Origin of the sequence: Luteibacter sp. OK325 (assembly GCF_003050935.1) — a bacterium.
In the GTDB taxonomy this organism is placed as follows: Bacteria; Pseudomonadota; Gammaproteobacteria; order Xanthomonadales; family Rhodanobacteraceae; genus Luteibacter.
This window is the reverse complement of sequence record NZ_QAOX01000002.1, coordinates 246,177-262,854: the sequence shown is the minus strand read 5'-3', so window position 1 is coordinate 262,854 and position 16,678 is coordinate 246,177. Positions and strand designations below refer to the sequence as shown.

At 66.4% G+C, this 16,678-nt stretch carries 12 protein-coding genes; 2 read left to right on the top strand and 10 right to left on the bottom strand.

Going from position 1 to position 16,678, the window contains the following annotated elements; translation table 11 throughout:
• Window positions 1-182: 182 nt before the first annotated feature.
• Together C8J98_RS05010 and tssA are read left to right on the top strand one after the other, a co-directional pair.
• The gene (locus C8J98_RS05010; RefSeq protein WP_146171538.1) at window positions 183-1,199 is read left to right on the top strand and encodes a LysR family transcriptional regulator; all 1,017 of its coding nucleotides are present in this window, start codon (window positions 183-185) and stop codon (window positions 1,197-1,199) included.
• Complete coding sequence (gene tssA, locus C8J98_RS05005) at window positions 1,199-2,230, top strand: type VI secretion system protein TssA (RefSeq protein ID WP_107911528.1); 1,032 nt, start codon at window positions 1,199-1,201, stop codon at window positions 2,228-2,230. Before C8J98_RS05010 ends, tssA begins: the two co-directional genes overlap by 1 nt.
• On the opposite strand, the gene C8J98_RS05000 is transcribed toward tssA, so the two are convergent.
• The 10 genes from C8J98_RS05000 to tssI are packed head-to-tail and all read right to left on the bottom strand — an operon-like array spanning window position 2,227 to window position 16,674.
• On the bottom strand, window positions 2,227-2,529 hold the full coding sequence (locus C8J98_RS05000) for a hypothetical protein (protein WP_146171536.1): 303 nt from the start codon (window positions 2,527-2,529) through the stop codon (window positions 2,227-2,229). The genes tssA and C8J98_RS05000 overlap by 4 nt on opposite strands.
• Before the next feature lie 17 nt (window positions 2,530-2,546).
• Window positions 2,547-5,285, bottom strand: a complete 2,739-nt coding sequence (locus tag C8J98_RS04995) for a bifunctional serine/threonine-protein kinase/formylglycine-generating enzyme family protein (protein ID WP_107911524.1) — start codon at window positions 5,283-5,285, stop codon at window positions 2,547-2,549.
• Window positions 5,282-6,013 carry a PP2C family serine/threonine-protein phosphatase gene (locus C8J98_RS04990; RefSeq protein WP_107911522.1) on the bottom strand — a complete coding sequence of 244 codons (732 nt, stop codon included), beginning with the start codon at window positions 6,011-6,013 and terminating at the stop codon, window positions 5,282-5,284. Before C8J98_RS04990 ends, C8J98_RS04995 begins: the two co-directional genes overlap by 4 nt.
• Complete coding sequence (tagF, locus tag C8J98_RS04985) at window positions 6,010-6,600, bottom strand: type VI secretion system-associated protein TagF (RefSeq protein ID WP_107911520.1); 591 nt, start codon at window positions 6,598-6,600, stop codon at window positions 6,010-6,012. Before tagF ends, C8J98_RS04990 begins: the two co-directional genes overlap by 4 nt.
• Entirely contained in the window at window positions 6,597-10,148 is a 3,552-nt protein-coding gene (gene tssM, locus C8J98_RS04980) for a type VI secretion system membrane subunit TssM (protein ID WP_107911518.1), read from the bottom strand. Before tssM ends, tagF begins: the two co-directional genes overlap by 4 nt.
• Complete coding sequence (icmH, locus tag C8J98_RS04975) at window positions 10,145-11,443, bottom strand: type IVB secretion system protein IcmH/DotU (RefSeq protein ID WP_107911516.1); 1,299 nt, start codon at window positions 11,441-11,443, stop codon at window positions 10,145-10,147. The genes tssM and icmH overlap by 4 nt, the downstream gene beginning before the upstream one ends.
• Before the next feature lie 4 nt (window positions 11,444-11,447).
• A complete protein-coding gene (gene tssK / locus C8J98_RS04970) occupies window positions 11,448-12,788 on the bottom strand; it encodes a type VI secretion system baseplate subunit TssK (RefSeq protein ID WP_107911514.1) in 1,341 nt (446 codons plus the stop codon).
• A gap of 12 nt (window positions 12,789-12,800) precedes the next feature.
• The gene (tagH, locus tag C8J98_RS04965; protein WP_107911512.1) at window positions 12,801-14,174 is read right to left on the bottom strand and encodes a type VI secretion system-associated FHA domain protein TagH; all 1,374 of its coding nucleotides are present in this window, start codon (window positions 14,172-14,174) and stop codon (window positions 12,801-12,803) included.
• Window positions 14,171-14,707 carry a hypothetical protein gene (locus C8J98_RS04960; RefSeq protein WP_107911510.1) on the bottom strand — a complete coding sequence of 179 codons (537 nt, stop codon included), beginning with the start codon at window positions 14,705-14,707 and terminating at the stop codon, window positions 14,171-14,173. Before C8J98_RS04960 ends, tagH begins: the two co-directional genes overlap by 4 nt.
• Window positions 14,708-14,712: 5 nt before the next feature.
• Complete coding sequence (gene tssI, locus C8J98_RS04955) at window positions 14,713-16,674, bottom strand: type VI secretion system tip protein TssI/VgrG (protein WP_107911508.1); 1,962 nt, start codon at window positions 16,672-16,674, stop codon at window positions 14,713-14,715.
• Window positions 16,675-16,678 lie beyond the last annotated feature (4 nt).

Genomic DNA, 16,678 nt, shown 5'->3' with positions numbered 1-16,678 from the left:
ACCATACGGACGCCTTGAAATCAACCAACGCCCCGGATACTGCCGACGCATCACCCTTTTGAGGGATTAGCGCGCGTTAGAACCGACGTGCGCAAGCAATTGCGACACAGGTCACGAAATGCATCCGGCACGTCATTTTTTTGACGCGCAGCCTTCGAATCAGCCTAGAATCGAAGAGGTATGTGGCAGCCCGCGCCGTCCCCCACGAGCGCAATCAAGCAGTAGACATGAATCTGAAACCGAGTGACCTTCCTCTGCTCGTCTCGCTCGATATGCTTTTGGAAGAACGCAATGTCACACGCGCGGCCTCCAGGCTACATGTCAGTCAACCCGCGTTATCGGCCCAGCTAGCCCGGCTTCGCCGCCTGTTCAAGGATCCCCTGCTTATTCCGTCCGAAACCGGGCGCGGCATGGTGCCGACGCCCAAGGCGGAAGAGATGGCCGTCTCACTCCGGGACGCGCTCGCACAACTTGGCACCCTGGCCGATCCGGTCAATTCGTTCGATCCCACGCGGGATACCGCCATGTTTCGCGTCGGCGGCTCGTTCAGCGCCATCAGCACCTTCGCCCGCCCCCTGATCCGCTCGTTCCATGACAAGGATAACCGCCAGCTGCGGCTGGCCTTCCCCAGCGGCAGCGAAGATGCGGACGTGCTCGGCCAGTTCGAGAACGGCGAGCTCGACATCCTCCTCGTACCGACCGAGCAGGTACCGCCGTCATTGAAGATGCGAGCGCTGTTGGCGGACGAATTCGTGATGCTGCAGCGTATCGGCCACCCGCGAGGTAACTTCGAGCTGACCATCGACGAGTATTGCTCGCTGGGACACCTTGTCGTTTCCTCATCCGGACGCATGGACGGCTTGATGGACATCCGTCTGAAGGAGCTGGGCCGGACGAGGGACGTGCTGGTTTCCGCGCCCTACGGCGACACGATCGGCTCGCTCCTGAACACGACCGACCTTGTCTGTACGCTCCCGCAGAGCATGATCCAGGCCGTGGGCCCCGGCGTGGAGCCTTTCGCCCTGCCCTTTAACCAGCCGGACATGTCGCTGGCGATGGCCTGGCACAGTCGACTGGACAAACAGCCCGCGCATCGATGGTTGCGTGACGAGCTGGTCCGGATCAGCAGCGGGCTGCGGCCGACACGACACACGCACGCCCCCGCTGTCCCCTCCCCCTTACTGGACCTCGTACTTTGATGGATACCATTGACCGATTTCTCGATCCGATCGATGAGAGCGCGCCATGCGGGCCGAACCTGGAATACGACCCGGCGTTTCTCGCCCTGGAGAGCCTCGCGGCGCCAGGTACCGAACGCGCGATAGGCGATACGGTGAAGCAGGCCGAGGAACCCGACTGGCGTGAGGTCGCCCGCCAAGCCGAGCAGGTAGCCGAGCGTACGCGTGATCTGCGCGTGGCCATCCATTGGGGCAACGCGCGGCTGAAGACCGAGGGCTTCGCTTCCTGGAGTGCCACGGTGGGGCTCGTCGCGGACCTGCTTACCCATTACTGGGACGATGTGCATCCCCGCGTCGACGGGGGCGATCCGGTCGAACGGATCAACGCACTGGCCGCACTCGCGGCGATCGACGGCACCGTGGGCTACCTTCGCAGCGTACCGCTGCTGCGTGCCGAGCGCATCGGCGCTTTCTCCCTGCGCGACCTGCGTGTGCTCAATGGAACGATCAAGTCCGCCGACGGCACCTCCGACGCGACGCCGGTCTCCCAGGAGATCGTGGACGCCGTCGTCCAGCACGTCGATGTCGACCTTCTGGTGTCCACCGGGGCGGCGATCACCGCCGCGTTGGTGCACGTCCGCTCGATCGGTCATCAGTTCGACGAACGCACGCCGGGTATGGGACCGGACCTCGACACACTCGAGCGCGATCTGCGCGACGTGGATGCTTTCCTGCGCACGCAGCTGGCGATCCGCGCACCACAGGCGCTCGTCGCCGATGACCAGGCCCAGGCACGCGACGAGCGGGGCGAGCCCGGCGTCGGCGCGCCCACCGAGGCACGACGAGGCGTTCGCGATACCGACGATGTGCGGCGCATGCTCGACGAAATCTGCGCGTGGTATGCGCGAAACGAACCATCGAGCCCGGTCCCACCCCTGCTACGTCGTGCCAGCCGCCTCGTCGGCCTGAGTTTTGCCGAGCTGTTGCGGACTCTTGCACCAGGTGGCCTGTCCGAGTTCCAGCAGTTATCCGGCGACGACAATCCGGGCTAACGCAGCAACATCCAGGCAAGCAGCCCGGCGATCACCACACCGCCGCCCAGGCACCATGGCAGAGCGCCCAAGGCGCGTGGCGCGGTGGCCGTAACGGCACGCCGCATCGGCAGCGCACGGCCTGGCGCCTCGCCACCGGCAAGTGCACGGCCACCGGCGGGACGCCGCAGCGTGTGCGAGGCCGCGCCTTCGGCAAGCAGCGCGGCCTGCAGTAAGGCCCGACGACGCTGCCGATACTCGGGCGTGCCCATGCGTGCCGCGCTGTGGGCGTCGTTCAGATACTCCAACTCACGGTTCACCTTCGTTTCCCACGCCATCATTCGATGTCCCTCACCAGGCGGAAACCGACATCGCGCTCGGCGGAGCCGTCGCTCGCGTGCATGCTCGTGACGGAGCAGGCGTCGGGCCCGCTGCGGTAGCTTCCGCCTCGAACGGCGAGGTCCGCACCCTTGGTCGTCCATTCCCAGATGCCGCCGACCATGTCGACCAGACCCCAGGGGTTGGTCACGCTCTTGCTGCTCCACTCGTCACCGCGGACGAAGCGCCCGAGCCCGGTCGATGCGGTGCCGCAGGTTGCATCCTTGCTGTCCCAGTCGCTTCCCGCGCGTGCGGCCAGCATCCATTCGTCGTCCGTCGGCAAGCGATAGCTGTAACTGCTGACCTGGGACAACCAGGCGGCGTAACGACGTGCGAACGCGACGGGAATCGAACGTGCCGGCTGGGTCGGCACCTGGCCGCGGGTGATCGCGCAGGTGCGCGTTGCACGGCAGTACTGGTCCAGGTCGGCGACGGTGATCTCCGTCCGGGTCATCGCGAAAGGCTTGCGACCATGTGGGATGACGACCAGGGCGGGTCCATGTGCACCGGCTGAGAACGTGTCGAAGCATTCCCGCGAACTACCTGCCAGGCCGCGTCGCGCACAAGGGTCGACGCGGGGCGCGGCGACCGGTGTCGAACGCAGCCGACTCACCACGTTCGCAAGGGAACCTTCCGGCAGGGCCTTCGAGGATCTCATGGCGGCCTCGAGTTCCTTGAGCCCATCGGGGTCGGTAGCCTTCACCGCATCCAGCTGCTTGCGTAGCGCCTCCTGGTCGGCGACCGAAACGGCCGGTCCCTTGGCTGCCGTCATCACGGCCAGTGCCAACTGATAGCGCGTATTGGCGGCGGCCAGGTCCGGCCGGTCGCCGGTTGCGGCAATTCCCGCGGCGACCGTGTCCGAAGCCTCCTTCCAGTGTCCGGCACCGCAAGCCGCACGCGCCGCGTCGAGGGCAGCACGTGCGAGCAGGTTGGCCGGTTCGTCGGTCGATACCGGTGCACCGCCGTCCGTGCCGCGCAGCTGGTTGTAGCTATCCAGCGCCTTGCCGAAATCGCCGGCGGCGGACGCCTGGCGCAGCGATTCCAGGCGCGCCGCCCTTTCCGCTTCCTGCATCTCGGCCGGGGAATGGTCGGCCGGCGTCGCGACGGTACTCGCGGCATCGGCCAGCTTCAGCTTCAACTCCGGGTTTGCCAGCAGACGGCTGGAGGGATCGATCGCACGAATCGTCGCCAGGATCGCGGGTACGTCATCGGCGCCGTTTCCGGTGAGCCGATTGGCCAGGATGGCCTGGCTCAGTCGCGTGTCGAGGTGGTTGAGCGCTTCGTCGCGTTCGTGCGCGACTTCCTCGCGGCGACGATCGAGCTTCGGCGCGAAGGTCTTCAGTTCCGCGCGCAGGGTAAACACCTTCTGGGCGCCGGCGTAGTCATAGTGGTCGTGCGCGGGATCCCAACGCGACGCCACCAGGCGAACCAGGAAGCCGTCGATGGCATCCGCGCCGTCGACCACGACATGCCGCCTTTCATCATTGTCGAGTGCTGCGAGGGCGTTGCGGACATCGTCCTCGCTACGGAAACCGTCCACCTGTGCAGGCGCGAAGCGGCGCAGCGTATCCGCCGTATGGCGCCGCTCGGCCTGCAATGACCCGAACCACGTGGCGGCAACGACGAGCACCATCAGCCCGGCGGTCGCCAGCAGCCACGGTGTTGCACGCTCGCGCAGGCGTCGCTTGCGCAATCCGGCCATCACGACGCTTATGTCGCCGCTGCGCTTGTCGGCGGTGAAGGCTATCGCGTCGACGAGTGCACGGTACTGACGCTTGTCGAGCCCCGGCACGGCGGGTGGGCGACGACCCGCGGCCAGCGCTTCCTCGGCATTCTGCTTGTCAAAGGGGTGGCGTCCTGTCAGCAATTCGAATACCACGCAGGCGAATGCGTAAATATCGTCCGATGGTGTCGGCGCCTTCCCCTGCAGCATCTCCAGGCTGGCGTAAGCAGGGGTCATGGCCCCGAGCGTGCCGGCATCGAACACCGTGCGGTCGTCCCGGTGCTCCGCGCCGATCTTGCCCGCCCGGGCAATGCCGAAGTCGAAGACTTTCGCCATGCCCGACGGAGTGACCATGACATTGCCAGGCTTGAAATCCGAGTGGACGATACCCGCCGCATGCGCGCGCACGAGTGCCTCGCCCATGTCCGCGATCAACGGCCACGCCTCGTCGAAGGCCATGCCGTCGCGCGCCTTCGTGCGAATGATCGTGCGCAGATCCTGGCCTTCGACGTACTCCATCGTCATGAAGACGTTGGTGCCGTCCTTGTCGAAGTCGTACACGCGAACGATGTGGTCGTTACCCAGGTGTTGCGCGCGTCGCGATTCCCGCTGCAGGGCGATCAGCGCGTCCGGATGCTTGCGGAACTCGTCGTTGAGCACCTTGACGGCCACGTAGGGATCGCGGTCACGTGCTTCCACCTTGCGCTCGTCGCGGGCGAGGTACACCACGCCCATGCCGCCACGACCGAGCTCTCGCTCCATGAAGAACCGCTCCTTGAGCAGGCTGCCTACGCCGATGTGTTCGCCCTGCGCAAGGTCGGCCATGTGTCGCCAGCTGTCGCCGGTGCCCTGTGATGCCGAGCCGGTGGCGGTGCCCTCCCCGGCCTGCGCATGCAATGGCTTGAACACGGTGGCGTCGCTATCGGCCGCTTGCACCGGCAGTACGCGGGTTGCTTCGTCGTCGGATGGTTTCATGAGTGCACTTCCAGAAAAGGGTCCAGCCTCACGGCGACCGCCGACACGTTGTCCCGCCCCGCGCGATCGAGCGCCATACCCACCAGCGCGTCGATCAGCGCCTGCGGGTCCGCATGGCGTCGGCAATGGAGTTCGATATCGGCGTCGCTGAGTTCCTTGTTGATGCCGTCGGAACACAGCACGAAGCACGTTCCCGGCCGGCGCGCGCGGACCACCCAATCGACGTAAAGGCGATCCTCGGCGCCGACGGCGCGTGTAAGCACGCCAGCTGGCGCACGAGCGTTGCCGCCGCCGAATCGCGTCTCGTCACTGCGGTCGCCGTGGACGTGGTCCTGCGTCACCTGCTGCAGCCGGCCGTCTTCGAAGACATAGGCGCGACTGTCGCCGACCCAGCCCACCGCCACGAGATCCCGGGTATGTACCAGCACGACGACCGTCGAGGCGACGGCGTCAGCCCGGCGCTCACGCGCGATGGTTCGAAGACGGTGATTGATCCGCAGAAGCTCATCCTCGATCGCGTCCATCGTCTCGGTGATATCCGTGGACAATCGCATCGAGCCAAGCTGCTCGACGATCAGCGCGCTGGCGACATCGCCCGCGGCGTGCCCGCCGAGGCCATCGGCGACGGCCCAGAGGCCGGTCACGTCAGCGACGAGGATTGCGTCTTCGTTGTGGCGACGTACGTGGCCGGTCTCGGTACGACCGGCGGAAAGATAGGGCGGATTCACGCGGGTTCCTCGTCGATTTCGACGCCGAGCAGGCGAAGGTAGTCGGCGGCATCGGGCATTCCGGTCAAGGCGATGCCATCGGCAGGCTGGTCACCCTGCCACCACAGGCTTCGGGTGCTGAGGCCGACAATGGGAGGCAGGCTCTGCGGCGGCGACCGTGCCGGGTCCGGCAACATCGCCACCAGGGCATCGAACATGGTGACGTCCATGCCATCGCGTGTGCGCGATGCGGCGGTGGCGAGCGTGTCGAACCACGCGTTAGCCGGCATGTGTGGCCAGCCGTCCGCGCTGCGCGGTGGCGAGACCGCCAGGACCAGCGGATAGACCCTGCCTACCCGGTCGAACGACGGCACCACCACGCCCACCCAGGGAAGGTGACCACAAACCTGCGTGGTCAAGGCGAAGCGCCAAGGTGGCGAGGCGAGGAACACCTCCCGCCATGACTCGCCGACAACGGCGGACGCCTTCGCCAGGGCGGACTGCATTGCCGCGTCCCACCGATCGACAAAACTGGCCGGCAAGCGGCGCTGCACGAAGTCACCGACGTTCGGCAGCTTGCCGTGGAATCCCACCAGTATGCGGTTCATGCCGGACACCGGAAACGGCGCACGCTGGTATCACCGAACGGGTTGTGCAGGCTGGATGCCTCGATGTCCACGGTCGCGCGTACCGCACCGAAACCGAAGTTCGCCCCGAAGCGGGTCTCGGTGCGCCGCTGCAGCGACGCCGCGTCCAGCGCGTGGAACCAGCCCCACTCGCCCGGATAATCCAGCGTGGGCAGCGGATTGCCGGCGCTGTCCCACGCGCTTATCCGCGTGGTCCCCGGCGTCGGGCCCGGCCAGCGCATGGTTACCGGCGTACTGGTTTCGCCGGCCTTGTACTCGAAGCGCTGCCCGTCGATCTCGATGAGCAAACGACCGATGCCCGGCGGAGGCGTGGTGATCGACAACGTGAAGCCCACTTGCGGCGCAGGACCGTCGCGGAAATAGGCCTGTCGAATCGCGTCGGCGAGCTGGGCCTGTGCGAGCACCGCGCCACCCGAACGCACACCGTCGGCATCGCGGAAGGTCCACGTGCTACCGCTGGTATCCACCGATTTCGAAAGGACCTGTTTGAAGAATCCATCGAAGCGGCCACCGTGGCCGAACAGGTCGGCGAAGTTCTGCAAGGGGATGTCCGAGCGGCTTTCCGATGTGAACGGGTAGCGCCCCTGGACGAAGCGCGAGCAGTCGCTACCCGCCGCCTGACGAAATCCGTCGGCGAGCGCGCCATCCGCACCCTTGCTGACCAGCGACTGGCTCGTACCGACAAGGCTACCCAGCCAGGTTGAAAGCGGAGGTGGCAATTGCCCTGCCTCCTGCCGCGCGATGGCCAGGGCAGGATCCGGCTGACCTAGGCTATCCGCGCCGGGCCGCAGCGTCAGCAGCGTCTTGCTCATCTGGTCCAGCACGCTGAGCACGCGATCCAGTGGCGTCGCGCCCGGTGAGCCGTCAGTCAACTGGTTGAGCGTGGCGAAGTGCTCGACGATCGGTGCGTCCGGGCGCTGCGTGGTAATGCCTGCCGTTGGCGTATTGCCTTCGGCGACCAGGCGGGCGATCTCGCTACGACCCTTCACCCGGTCGGCCACACGCCGCTCCGCAGCGGCAGCGACACGATCGGTGCCATCCGACGGTGTTTGTCGCAGCAGATCCGTGGTGTTGTCACGAACCAGCGCGAGCAAAGCCTTCAACGGCGAACCTGCACCGGCAAGCCGTGCGGCGACGCCGCTGGCTTCCTGCACGTTGCCCACCGGCTGCAATTGCAGGTCACCGATGAGCTCGTCCCACGCGCGGATGTAATCGGCCACATAGAGTGTCCTCACCTGCGCCGCGAGCGAGGCGCGGCGGACCGGATCGTTCACTTTCACGCCAAAGACCCAGTCATCCTTGGCGAAGGCGTCCACCGCCGTGGCGATACCGCCGCGCGCCGCGATTCCCGAGGTCCCGCCCTCTTCCACCATGGCGGCAAAGACGGGCCGTGTGTACAAGGCCGGCAGCGGCTTCGACAACGGTGCACCGCTGCGCCGACGAAACACCGTGCCGAGCAGCCCAAGCGTGCGGTCGAGCCGCACGGGCGCATCCTGGCGTGAGTCACTATCGAGCTTCAGTCCACCGTAGATCAGCGTCGCGAGATCTGCGGCGCGAAGTGAAGCTCGCGCGGCGTCGACCAGTGCGGGATCCAGAGGGAACGTGCGCAATGCGTCGCGGCCATCGAACAGGATACGGAAATGACCTTCGAGTGCATCGGCCAGTCCGTCGTCCTCGGGGAACACCTCACGCCAGCGCTCACGTGCCAGCAGCGCCAGGCCGTTGCCATCGCGATGCTCGGGCTGGCCAAGCATCAGGTAGCCCTTCAATGCATAGTAGAGGCGCTGGGGATCATTGGCTGCATCGCGCACGCCGTCGCGGAACTGCAGGGCAAGCCCCGGCACCACGCTCGCGTTGACTTCCCGAATGTGCGCCTCGCGCACCTGGTCGAACATCGCGGATCCTTCGAACAAGCCGAATCGCATCGACAGCGGGCGTTCGCCACTCACCTGTCCCGCCAGCTGTTCGGCACGCCCAAGCACATCCAGTCGCTGCAGGGCCAGCGCATCGTACTGACGAAGCGACGAGGGGACCGCCGTGCGTGCATCGTCGGGATAGTCGCGCAGGATCTGGCCGACGCTCGCGACGAAGTCGCCATTGCGTGCCGCGCTGGTGAACATGCCGACCAGCAGGCCCGCCGTGACCACGGCGATGGCGGTCATCGCGGCCGCCCCGACAAGACGGCGACGACGCAAGGCCGCCCTGTCGGCGCCGGCAAATCCCGCCTCGGGCAGGATCACCTCCCTGAGCAGGCGCTCGACGAAGAACGTCCGGCGTGGTGTGCGAGACACCGAGGTCGTCGCGGTGTGCATGCCGAACGAACGGCCGACGACCGACAAGACCCGATCGATCGGCGTGCCTTCCTGCGTGCCGGAGGTGAGGTACATGCCACGCAGGATGGGCGGGCGGCCGTAGGCATGACGGCCAAATACGGCTGTGCAAAGCGGCAGTGCAAGCTCCCTGAGATGCCGGAGCTGCTGCGGAAACGAGAGGATCCGCGCGCGCCGACGCACGTCGCGGTCGGCATGCATGCGCTCCACGGTCGCGCCATCGATCCGCTCGAGCAAGGCATCGAACTCACCACCGAGCAGTTCGGGAGCGCCGCCATCGACGCTGCGATCCTCCGGAAAGGTGACGCCCCACACCTGCGCGCGCCCTGCCGCGTCCAGCGTGTCGAAATGGTCGAGAAAACCGGCGACGAGGTCGAGCTTGGTAAATACCAGGTATACCGGCAATGCCATACCGAGGCGCGTGCCGATCTCGTCCACGCGTTCGCGCAGCGCGTCGCCGTGACGCTGACGCTCCGCCGGGTTCATCGTGAGCAACTCGGCCACACTGACGGTGAGGATCACGCCGTTGAGCGGCCTTCCCCGCCGGTAACGGCGCAGCAGTTGCAGGAACGCGTCCCATGCCGGCGCATCGACGCCGGGATCGGAGTCCTGGGTGGTGTAGCGTCCCGCGGTATCGAGGAAGACGGCCTTGTCGGTGAACCACCAATCGCACTGGCGCGTACCACCTATGCCGCCTACGGAACGCCTGCCCGTGGTGCCGAGCAAAGGGAACTCGAGTCCCGAGTGTTCGAGCAAGGTGCTCTTGCCCGACCCCGGTGCACCGATCAACAGGTACCAGGGCAACGCTTCGAGGTTGCCCCCGTTATCGTGCCGCTTGCGCAGCAAGGCAAGCGCCTCGGTGAAGCGCGCGCGCAAACCATCGCGCTCGGCCTGGGTGCGCGCCTCGACATCCTGGCGTCGGAGATCGTCCTGCGCGGCCATGTCGTCGCCCATGCGCCGGGTACGCCGCCTCGCCATCCACTGGCGTAACAGGACCACACCGATCCATATCGCGGCAACGACGAGGATGGCAACGATGCGGGCAGCCACGCCGGCCAGCGGCTGGTGCTCGCCGATGCCGAGGTACGGGCCGCCGAAGCCAATCAGCAGCGCACAGAGAAAGATGCCGATCGCCGTGCATACCCACACGTGACGGAACACATCGTCCAGGTTTTTCATCCGGCCTCCGGGACGAACAGGATCTCGACGCGACGGTTGCGCGCTCGGTTGGCGGGCAGGTCCGCCGGCGTGGCGATGGGCTGCGACGAGCCCGCACCGCTGGACTCCACGCGACGCGGGTCGTCGAGGTCGTGGGAAAGCATGGTACTGACGTTGCGTGCACGCGCCGCGGACAGTTCGAAGTTGTCCTTGAAGCGCAGCGAGCGAATCGGCTGATCGTCGGTGTGCCCGACCACGATGACGCGACCGCGCACCTGGTTCAGGGCTCGCGCAACACGCCCAAGCAACGCAGCCTGGTCTGCGGCGACCTCGGCTCCGCCGGAGGGGAACATCTCCGTGGCCGCCAGTCGAACGGTAGCTTGCCCATCCGGCTTCTCGTCCACCGACAACGCACCAGCACGCGCGTCATCGGCTAGCAACTGGCGCAGGCTGGCCGATGCCGGTTTGGCCGCGACCGCCGCAGGCAACGGCACGCCGCGCAGGCCGATGGCCGCCAGGCGCGCACTCACCGGTTCCACCATGCCGTTGAGCCGTGCATGCAGGAAGATCCAGACACCGAAGAGCAGGCAGCACGCCGCCAGCGCCGCTATCCAGACCGGAACGCCACGACGGGGCTTCAGTGGACGATCGACTCCCTGCCAGCGCGGCGACAGTGCTGCGGGCGTCGCTGTGCGATACGCCATGATCCGCCGGAAGACGTCCTCGCGACGATCCGCGAGTCGCGCCATCCCGCCGGGCTCGACGAGATACTTGCCGCCGAAGCCGAGCGCGAGGCAGAGATACATCATCTCCACCAGATCGATGTGGCGGACCATGTCCTGGGCCAGGCGATCGAGGATGACGAAGAACTTCTCGCCACCGTAGGTTTCGCCATGGAAGGTGACCAGCAGGGTCTGCCGGCTCCAGCCGGTCTGCTCGCCCCACGGCGAATCCAGTACCGCCTCGTCGATCATCGTGCACAGCACGTAGCGAGCCGCGACCGCGGTCTGCGCGTCAATCCCGGCGCGCGCGCCCGTATCCTCGAAACGTCGGATATAGGCGATGGCGCGGTCGCGCAACAGCGCGGCGTCCGGCGCCTCGGTACTGTCGCGCAGTTGCGCCGCGAGCAACAGCAGCGGATTGGCCGCGCGCACGAGAGGATTGCCGCCTGCCGAGGGCAGCTCCTGCAGCACGCGGCTCAGGTCGCGCGTCGGTTCGCGTTCACGCATGGGCGCCGGTGCCGGCGAACGAGCACCACTCGGGCGCACGATGGTGGCGTCCGAGCCCTGGGATGCGTCGAAGTCGTCATGCTTCATGGCATCAGTTCCTCACCGCCCACAGTTCCAGCGCGAGACCGTCGAAACCGTCGCCGAAATGCAGTGCGACACCACCGGACGTACGCAGCGTCTTCCACATCGGCGAGGCGGTATCGAGTTCGAAGTACTGGTAGCCCGCGTGATACGGAATCTGCCGCGGTGCGACGGCGAGCGACGCCACGGCGATGCCCGGCAGTTGCAGGTTCACCAGGTCGCGGATCTTCTCGACCGGCCCGATCTTCGACTGCGAAGGCAGGCGGCGACGCATGTCGGCGGAGGCGATGTCGGCCTTGGCGGCCAGCACGAAGGACGCGCTATCGAGCAAGCTGCCATCGGCCACGGTACCGACCCAGACGCCGTACTTACGTTGTTGCAGTGGCACGGGAACCGCCGTCTGTTCCAGCACCGCGCTCAGGCTCAGGCGCAGCGCCGCGATCACCGGCTCGAAGCTTTCGCGCAGGCGGTCATGGCGGTAGGGAGGAAAGGCCTCGCTGCGCTTGCCTGGCGTGGTGAACGTCGCCATTTCGCCAGCCAGGCCCAGTAGCAGGCGGTAAAGGTCTTCGGGATGGAGCAAGGGTGCCTCGGCCAGGTGCGCCACCTGGGGCTGGTAGCGATTGACCAGTTGCAGCATGAGGAAGTCGGCCAGCTCGGCCGTGCTCGTCCGGTCGGTACCGCCGACGCGACCGGCCAACGCTTCGCCGCGCTGGTGCAGCAGGCCGAGCAGTTCGGTGAGGAACAACGTCAGCCGTTCGGAGGCCCGGCAGGCCAGCGCGCTGGGCACGAAGGCGTCGTCGAGCACGACGCGGCGGTCGGGGCGGCATTCCACCAGATGTGCCAGCGGAAGTTCGACCAGACCTTCGCGCGCCTGGGAAGCGGCCGTCATGCGGGTACTGAGGCCACCGACTTCGAGCACCACCACGCCCGGCGTACTGCCCGATGCATCATTCACTTCCACCTCGCGCACCGCGAAACGCGCCAGCTGGCCCTGCACCTGCGTGCCCGGCCAGAGGCTTTCCGCCTGCGACGGCGAGCGCAACGGCAAGCTCAGGTAGATGACCTGGTCACGCCAATGGGTATCGATCTCCAGCGGCGGCGGCAGCGGGTCGCGGTCGGGCATGGAAAACGGCGTGCCATCGGGAAAGACGCCGCGCGCGCGGCGGATGCCGAGCTTGCCGATCGAGAGCAGGTCGCGCTCGATCTCCAGTTCGTCGAATCCCCATGGGTGGGGACGCAAGGTCGCCGCGCGCAGTTCCACGTAGCGCTCGGTGTATCTATCCTGCTGCTGCATGTGCTGCGGGCGAAGGAACAAGCCCTCGCTCCACACCACTTTGTTGAATGCTGTCATGGTCGGTTCCGGTCAGCGGCCGTCGCGCTTGGCGCGCGCCAGCTGGTCTTCATAGGCCCGGGCGAACTCGTCGCCGAAAAGGCGGCGGAAACGTTGCTCGGGGTCAGCGGCGAGGCCCTGGAAATGCGTGCGATAGCGCTCCCACGGACCCGCTTCCGTGGCAAAGCCGAAGCGCGCGCGACGCGGCTGGCCCTCTTCGAAACGCGACGGGTCGAATTGCGCAATCAGGTCGTCGAAGGCAGCGCGCACACCCGCCAACAAGGCAACCTGGTGCAGCCGGATATCGTCCATCGCATCGACCACCGCCGCCTCACCCGAGAGGAACGCCTCGTTGGGTGCGGCGAGCAAGCGTGATAACGCCTCGCTGCCCGTGGGTGCGAATTTCAGTGGATTGTTTTCCCGACGCTGGATCAACGTCGCCGGCAGGCGGAAGCCGTTCTTCAGTTCGGCACGCGCGCGCAACACGTCCATTACACCGTCGAGAACGAGCGTGAACAGCGATTCGATAGTGGCCGGTGCCGAAGGCGAAGCTGGTAACGGGGTCGGGGTCGGAGTCGGGGTCGGAGCCGAAATCGAAATCGGACCGGGCGTTGGCACCGGCACCGGCTGAGCCACCGGCTCAGGCTCAGGTGTAAGCAGAGCATCGACCTCTGCAGACGCCACACTGTCCTGCATGACGGGCAAGGTGAACACGCTCCGGGTTCGGTCCCAGTTTTCCGGCAGCACCGACGAACCACGGCGCTCAACGGCAACGGGATCCAGGTGCGGCGCATCGAAGTGCTCCACCATCGGCGACCCATGATTCCAGTGCGCCGACGGTTCGACGCCTGCCAAACCTTCCCGGGTCGATAGCGGGACGGAAGGAAACCAGGCCAGGGGATCCAGCGACGCCACGGCGCTGGCATCGCCGGGAATCAGCGTCGGCGACACGACCTGGGTCATCGACGGTGCAGGGGTCGACAACGGCTCACCGACGGACGGTTCTCTTTGCGATACACGCAAGGTACGCAAGGTGTCCTCGCGATTCCGCCGCGCGGTAGCCTCGGCGACCTGCGGTGGCACCTCCACGGTCACCAGGATCTCGAAGGTATCCAGCTGAAGGCGGTCGCCGTCGCTGAGCGATACCGGCTCACCGCCACGCAGCGGCGTGCCATTGAGCAGCATGCCATTGGTGCTTCGGTCCTCGAGGAAGTACAGACCGTTGAGGTGGCGCACGACCGCATGCTGGCGCGAAACGCCCTGGGCCTGTAGCACCCAGTCGCAGTGCTCGGCGCGGCCGATACTCAGGTCGTGGCCCTCGACGCGCACCGACGTACGTTCGGACACATCGCCGGCGTGCTCGCCGAGAATCGAGAGCACGAGGCTCGACGCGGTGGATGAGTTCATTCGGAAATCTCCGGTGGAAGCAGTCCCATCGCCGAGGCGACAAACGCGCGGCATTGCGCATCGAAGTCGGGACGCGTTGATGCAAGGGTGAGCAGCGCGGCCGCGGCCACCACGGCCATGAGCTGAGGGGCGACAGGCGCGACTTCCCTGCCCTCGCCATCGAGCAGGAAACCCTCCGACCAGGCGGCGCTCGCGGCAACCAGCGCGCCGATGCCGACGTAGTGACGCCCGGCAGCGAAGGCCAGGGCGCCGCGCCGGCGAGGCTCACCGCGCTCGCGCAACCACGCCTCGGCGACCAGCAAGCCATCCAGGGCATCATCGTCGATCGCTTCGCCGCGGACGCACTGGCACAGCCAGGGCACGACATAGCCACGCGGCATCAAGCGGAGGGCGACGCGCAACGCGGCACCGGCGTCGCCGTGATCGAGCAGTGCGCGGACGGCCGCACGCTCGGTCATCTCGTCGTGAAGGAGCGCGGCGACGCTCGCGTCCAGCCCCATGTCGCGGGCCGCCAGGGTGGTGGTGAGGGGCATGGGGCTCACAGCAGCAGGGGCGGCATGCCTTTCAGCACCGCCGGACCCAGGGTGGACGAGAGCATCAGGGCGGCGCCCGACGTCACCGCGATGGCCGCGGTGGCGTTGACGGTCACGGTGGCACCCGCCGTGATGGACACAGCGGCGCCGGAAGTAAGCGAGGTCGCACCGCCGGAAACCATGTTGATCGTCGCCGCGCCGTTGAGCGCGAGCCTGGTGCCCATGATCTGGATCTCACCGGTGCGTTTCATCACGATGCGCGCCAGACCGGTTACCAGTTCGATCTCCTCCCCCGCTTCGATACGCAGGCGGCGACCCACTTTCAGTGTGTCGTCGCGGCCGACCTCATGCGAACGGTCACGCTTGATCTGTCCGCTCTCGTCGCGGTCGATCGTCGAGACGTGATCGTTCTCGGCCTCATGACGAAGGTCGCGCTGCGCATGGAAGAGCAGCTCCTCAGCGCCCTTGCGATCTTCGAAGCGGATCTCGTTGGCCTCACCCGATGCGCCGCGCAAGCTGCGGCTGACCACGCCGCTGCGCGTGCGATCCTCGGGCAGCGCATAAGGTGGCATGTGCTCCTGGTTGTAGACACTGCCCAGGATCAGCGGACGGTCAGGATTGCCTTCGTGAAAACCAATGACGACCTCCTGGCCGACACGCGGGATGAATTGTGCCCCCCACCGTTTACCCGCCCAACTCGAGGCGACGCGTACGGGGCAGGACTGGTCCGCCTTGGGTTTGGACGATGGATTCCAGAAGAACGTGACCTGGACGCGCCCGTAACTGTCGACCTCGATGTCTTCGTCGGTCTGCCCGTACACCACGGCGGTCTGCACGCCTGCTATGACCGGCCGCGGCGTCGTCTGCGCCGTGCGGAAGGGTTGGCGGCTTCGAATCACACGGAACTCACAGGTGAAGGGCGCTTCGTCCTTGTCCGGTTCGACGCCGCCACCCTGGTAGTCGACCTCGACCAGGCGCGTTGTTGCGGCGACTACCAGGTACTCCTGATTCGCCTCGGCGAGCGGGAAGTCCTTCAACCGGAACAACGCGCCCGTGGTAAGTCCGACTGCGTCGGTGGCGCCCGAAGAGGTTGCCTGGGGCACATTCAGCGCATCGGCGCGTACCTGCGCATAACGCTGTCCGTCCGCTAGAGGCTGCGCATAGCCTACGGATCCATGGGGATAGTCGTAGATTTCCAAACCCGAGACGCCATGCGAGTCGGCACTGTCCGTTGCCTGCTCGGTCGCCAGCAGCGAGGCACGCGGACGCTGGTAATCGTAGTCGTCCAGGCGCACGCGGGTCGGGTTGACGGTACGGCCGGTGGTCCAGTCGCTTATCGACGCCTTCATCCGGTGGCCCCGCTCGGCAGGCGGTGCGTAAGGAATCGTCTCGAACGTGGCTACTGTCGAGTGAGCTCCAAGGGCGTCGGCCAGCACCATGGTGTGGCTTCCCGGCGCGTGCGTGAAGTAGTAGTAGATGCCCTCCTGCTCCATCAGCCGGCTGATGAAGTCGAAGTAGCTCTCGCGGTACTGCACGCAGTACTCACGCGGTGAATAGTTCGCCGTGAGGCTGAGTCGAACATCGCCGTAGCCGAACTCGGACAAGACCTCGCGGACGATCTGCGGCACCGTCTTGTTCTTGTAGATGCGGCAGTCCGAGGTCTGCCGCAGCAGCCAGGGCTTAGGGACCACGATGAAGGCATAGACGGCATACCGCACGTTCTCTATTTGCACGAACGCGCCCTGCTCGGCCTCGGCGACGATGCCGTTGTAGTACCGGACGTACCCTTGTGGCGTCGTCACGGTCACCGTCATCGGTGTACCCAGCAGCGCACGCAGGTCGACCGAGGCGTTCTTGCTGACCGCCTCGATACGAAAGGTGGACAGCCGCCCGAGTTCTTCGGTCGCGCTCATGTTGGCGATCAGCAGATCAACGGAAGCCGCCGTCAATGTTATGGCGTGGGGCATGAGG

What these genes read in the sequence shown, in the direction of transcription:
- tssA (WP_107911528.1), top strand. Translation starts at nt 1,199, where the DNA reads ATGGATACCATTGACCGATTTCTCGATCCGATCGATGAGAGCGCGCCA.
- C8J98_RS04995 (WP_107911524.1), bottom strand. Translation starts at nt 5,285, where the DNA reads ATGAAACCATCCGACGACGAAGCAACCCGCGTACTGCCGGTGCAAGCG.
- tagF (WP_107911520.1), bottom strand. Translation starts at nt 6,600, where the DNA reads ATGAACCGCATACTGGTGGGATTCCACGGCAAGCTGCCGAACGTCGGT.
- tssM (WP_107911518.1), bottom strand. Translation starts at nt 10,148, where the DNA reads ATGAAAAACCTGGACGATGTGTTCCGTCACGTGTGGGTATGCACGGCG.
- icmH (WP_107911516.1), bottom strand. Translation starts at nt 11,443, where the DNA reads ATGAAGCATGACGACTTCGACGCATCCCAGGGCTCGGACGCCACCATC.
- tssK (WP_107911514.1), bottom strand. Translation starts at nt 12,788, where the DNA reads ATGACAGCATTCAACAAAGTGGTGTGGAGCGAGGGCTTGTTCCTTCGC.
- tagH (WP_107911512.1), bottom strand. Translation starts at nt 14,174, where the DNA reads ATGAACTCATCCACCGCGTCGAGCCTCGTGCTCTCGATTCTCGGCGAG.
- C8J98_RS04960 (WP_107911510.1), bottom strand. Translation starts at nt 14,707, where the DNA reads ATGCCCCTCACCACCACCCTGGCGGCCCGCGACATGGGGCTGGACGCG.
- tssI (WP_107911508.1), bottom strand. Translation starts at nt 16,674, where the DNA reads ATGCCCCACGCCATAACATTGACGGCGGCTTCCGTTGATCTGCTGATC.